Origin of the sequence: Paenarthrobacter sp. CM16 (assembly GCF_013179505.1) — a bacterium.
GTDB lineage: Bacteria > Actinomycetota > Actinomycetes > Actinomycetales > Micrococcaceae > Arthrobacter.
The window spans coordinates 1-4,341 of sequence record NZ_JABMCX010000344.1; the positions used below are offsets into that span (position 1 = coordinate 1).

A 4,341-nucleotide genomic window follows, 5' to 3' on the forward strand; every position below is an offset into this window, starting at 1 on the left:
GGCGATGTTGCGGCCTTGCCAATTCACGGCCCCAGTGGAGTGTTCCATCAGCATCCAGGGACGGTTGCCCGCCAGGGAGCGCGTGAGGTCGGCGTCCATTGAGAGCAGGACGTGGTTGTCTGTTCGCTGGGCAACGAGGTAGTGGTCGTTCGCCACGATGTCCACCTCTTTGGCCCAGGCCCAATAGTCCGGAGACAGGCAGTTGGTGGCCATGAAGTTGGTGGTCACCGGCAGGTGGGGCGTGTACTTCTTGATGACATCGCGCTCTGCAATGAAGCATTGGAGCATTGCGTCGGAGGTGAACCGGTGGAAGTCCAGGCGCTGGCCTTGGTTGCTTACGCTGGCCGAGACCCGCGGAGCGTCGATCTCGTCCCATTCACCATACTTCTGCCCCCAGAAAAGGGTGCCCCAGGCCTGGTTGAGTGCATCCAGGGTGCCGTAGCGACGATGGAGCCAATCGCGGAACGCCAGCACGGAGTTCTGGTCATATGAGTCGCTGACGGGGGCGCCGTATTCGTTGTGGACATGCCAAAGAACCAGAGCGGGGTGGGAGGCGTAGCGGCGTGCCAGTTGCTCGGTGATGTTGGTGGCCGCGCGGCGGTATTCCGGTGAGCTCGGGCTGGCCATGCCGCGGGATCCGTTGCCCAGAGTGACCCCATCGCGGGTCACGGGGCGTGCTTGCGGGTACTTCTTCCAGAACCACGCGGGTGGGGCGGCGGTGGGAGTTCCAAGGTCCACGCTGATTCCGGCATCGGCGAGCAGGTCCATGAGGTGGTCCAGCCATTCGAAGTCATACTCGCCTTCGCGCGGCTCCAGCAACACCCAGGAGAAGATGCCAATGCTGACCAGGTTGATCCCGGCCTCCTTCATCAGCGCGATGTCTTCCACCCAGACCTCGCGGGGCCACTGCTCGGGGTTGTAGTCCCCGCCGTAGCAAAGGCCGGCCGGTCGCTGTACCCAAGGCGCCTGTGCGGGTTGGGTGGCGGGGGCCTGCAGGACGTCTGTCATCAAATCTCCTAAGAACTGTGTGCGCTCCCAGTATTATCACAGCTCCAATTCCGTTGACTAGACCAAATTCAGGGTTGACATAGATCACAGCGCTGTGACTAACTGGAACCGCTCACAGTCATGCGACCTCGGTTCGGATGAGCGGTGAAACCCAGACAGACCCCATTCAGCTTTTCGACAAGGAGGACGAAATGCGCAAGTCATTTCGTGCAGGCGCCGTAGCCATGCTCGCAGCGGCCACTATGCTCGCCGCAGGATGTTCCGCAGGCTCCAGCGCCGGCAGCCAGGATGCTGCAGCCAGCGACCCCAACCAGAAGGTGGAACTGACCTACTGGGCATGGGCCCCGAATCTGGACAAGGTGGTGGAACTCTGGAACGAGAAGAACCCCACCATCCACGTCACGGTCAACAAGCAGGATGGTGGCGACCCCGCGGTCACCAAGCTGCTCACCGCAGTCAAGGCCGGCAGCGGCGCACCGGACCTGATCCAGGCCGAGTACCAAAAGATCCCTACGCTGGTGGCCGCCGACGCGCTCGCCGATCTGTCCGGCACCCCAGCCAATGACACCAAGAGCCACTTCCCCGAAGGCGTCTGGAACTCCGTGACGCTGGGCAGCGAAGCGCTGTACTCGGTCCCGCAGGACACCGGCCCCATGGTCTTCTATTACCGCGCGGACATCTTCGAGAAACTCGGAATTTCCGTCCCCGGCACCTGGGATGAATACGCAGCAGCGGCCAAAGCAGTCCATGCAGCCGATCCGGAGGCCTATCTCGGAACGTTCTCCTCCAACGATGCCGGTTGGTTTACCGGCATGGCACAGCAGGCCGGAGCTTCCTGGTGGGGTGTTGACGGCGATGCCTGGAACGTCAAGATTGCCGAAGAGCCCACGGAGAAAGTGGCCGGATACTGGGGAGGCCTCGTAGAAGAGGGCATCATCGACAACAAGCCCATGTACACGCCTGAGTGGAATACCGCGCTCAACACCGGCAAGCAGGTTGGCTGGCTCAGCGCAGCGTGGGGCCCAGGGGTCCTTGAGGGCAACGCCGGAGCCACAGCAGGCACGTGGAAGGTAGCACCCATGCCGCAGTGGGACGCCTCCAAGCCGTCCACCGGTAACTGGGGAGGCTCATCCACCGCTGTCACCTCCCAGTCCAAGAACCTCGACGCCGCCGCCAAGTTCGCCACGTGGCTCAACACGGACCCTGAGGCAGTCAAGGCCTTGGTCAAGGAAACCGGCATCTACCCCGCCGACTCCGCCGGCGCTGAATCCTCCCTCACCGAGGCTCCCGCGTTCTTCTCCAACCAGCCGGACTTCTACACGGTGGTGGGAGAAGCCGCCAAGAGCGTGGGGTCCTTCACCTACGGTCCCAACGTCAACGTTGCCTTCAACGCCTACAACGATCAGTTCGCCAAGGCTGCCCAGTCCAAGCAGAAGAGTGCCTTCCTGGACGCGGTCAACAGCATGCAGCAGGTCACCGTTGATGACCTGAAGAAGACCGGCTTCACGGTCAAATAGCCGTTCCAAGTAACCGCACCAGCTGCGGGAGGATGGTGCCCCGCCCTCCCGCAGCGTCTCCACCCAGAGTCTTACCTTCGAACCACCACAAGGAAGTGCACCCGTGGCAATGACCGCAACCAGGCCCGGTCCGGCAGCCGGAAGAACAGCCGATACGCCCAGGCGGGCCAAGAACTTCAAGTCCCGGGTGCTCATCCCTTACTCAATGCTGGCCCCGGGCATCATCCTTTTCCTCGTCTTCATGGCAGCGCCCATCATCTACACGTTGGTGCTCAGCTTCCAGAAGAAGAAGGTCAGCGGCCTGGGCCTTGGGAAAGGCTCGCAAAGCACTGCGTTCGCTGGCTTGGACAACTACATCAGCGCACTGACGGATCCCGAATTCCTGGGCAGCGTCCTCCGGGTCCTGACGTACGGGCTCATCCTGATTCCCCTGATGCTCGGCTTCGCGCTGTTGTTCGCGCTGCTGCTGGATTCGCGGCGCACACGGGCCGGAAGCTTCTCCCGCACCGCGATCTTCCTGCCGTACGCAGTCCCGGCAGTGATCAGCTCACTCCTGTGGGGTTTCCTTTACCTGCCCGGTGTCAGCCCGTTCCACTTCCTGGCCCGGCAATTCGGGATGGAACTGCCCTCGCTGCTGGATCCCAACCTGGTGACGTTCGCCATCTGCAACATCGCCCTGTGGGGTGGCGTGGGTTTCAACATGATTGTCATGTACACCTCGCTCAAGGCAGTTCCCAGCGAAATCTACGAGGCCGCCAAGCTGGATGGGTGCTCTGAAATACAGACCGCCATCAGGATCAAGATCCCCATCATTGCCCCTTCCCTGGTGATGACTGCGCTGTTCTCGATGATCGCAACGCTGCAGGTCTTCGCCGAGCCCACCACCCTGCGTCCCCTGGCCAACAGCCTTTCCACCAGTTGGTCCCCGCTCATGCTGGTGTACCGCGACGCCTTCACGCGGAACGACGTCTTCTCCGCGGCCGCCACCAGCATCGTGATTGCCCTGGCTACCTTCATCATTTCGTTCCTGTTCCTGCGCATCGTGCAGAAGCGGGCCTTCGGACAGGAGAACTGACTGTGACTGCCCTCGCCACGCCACCCAAAAGCCGCCGCGCCAACCCCAAGCCAAGCAAGCCAAGCAAGGCCACCAGGCCGGAGTACGTCAAGGAAAAGCCCAGCTACCTGTCCACCGGCATCCTGATCCTGGGTGCGCTCTACTGCCTCTTCCCGGTGATCTGGGTGGTGGCTGCGGCGAGCAAGGACGGCACCGAGCTGTTCTCCACCTTTACCTTGGCTCCCAGCACGCACCTGTGGGACAACATTGTGGAGCTCACCAAATACCGCGACGGCCTGTTCTGGCGCTGGATGCTCAACACGGCCCTCTACGCGGGCGTCGGCGCAATCGTGTCCACCTGGGTGTCCGCTCTTTCCGGCTATGTGCTGGCGAAGTTCGATTTCCCGGGGAAGTCCGGGGTCTTCAAGGTCCTGCTGATGGGTGTTCTGGTTCCCGGCGTCATCCTCGCCATTCCGCAATACCTGATGCTGGCCCAGGCGGGCCTCACCAACACCTACTGGTCGGTGCTCCTGCCCCAGATCATCAGCCCCTACGGCATTTACCTGGCCCGCATCTACGCCGCGGCTTCAGTTCCCGGCGACGTCATTGAGGCCGCCCGCACTGAGGGTGCCAAGGAGATGTACATCTTCAACCGCATCGCCGCGCCCATGATGCTGCCGGGCCTGGTGACCATCTTCCTGTTCCAGTTCGTCGCCATCTGGAACAACTTCATGCTGCCCTACATCATGCTTGGTGATGACC

At 62.0% G+C, this 4,341-nt stretch carries 4 protein-coding genes; 3 read left to right on the forward strand and 1 reads right to left on the reverse strand.

Annotated elements, in window-relative coordinates:
• On the reverse strand, nt 1–1,008 hold a 1,008-nt coding region (locus HP499_RS21255; protein ID WP_172326102.1), incomplete at its 3' end, for a beta-galactosidase.
• Nucleotides 1,009–1,199: 191 nt separating this feature from the next.
• Between HP499_RS21255 and HP499_RS21260 the strand changes: the two genes are divergently transcribed.
• The 3 genes from HP499_RS21260 to HP499_RS21270 all read left to right on the forward strand — a co-directional run.
• A complete protein-coding gene (locus HP499_RS21260) occupies nt 1,200–2,525 on the forward strand; it encodes an ABC transporter substrate-binding protein (RefSeq protein ID WP_172326103.1) in 1,326 nt (441 codons plus the stop codon).
• Nucleotides 2,526–2,634: 109 nt separating this feature from the next.
• Nucleotides 2,635–3,600, forward strand: coding sequence for a carbohydrate ABC transporter permease (locus HP499_RS21265; protein WP_172326105.1), 966 nt, complete (start codon nt 2,635–2,637; stop codon nt 3,598–3,600).
• Nucleotides 3,601–3,602: 2 nt separating this feature from the next.
• On the forward strand, nt 3,603–4,341 hold a 739-nt coding region (locus tag HP499_RS21270; protein ID WP_172326104.1), incomplete at its 3' end, for a carbohydrate ABC transporter permease.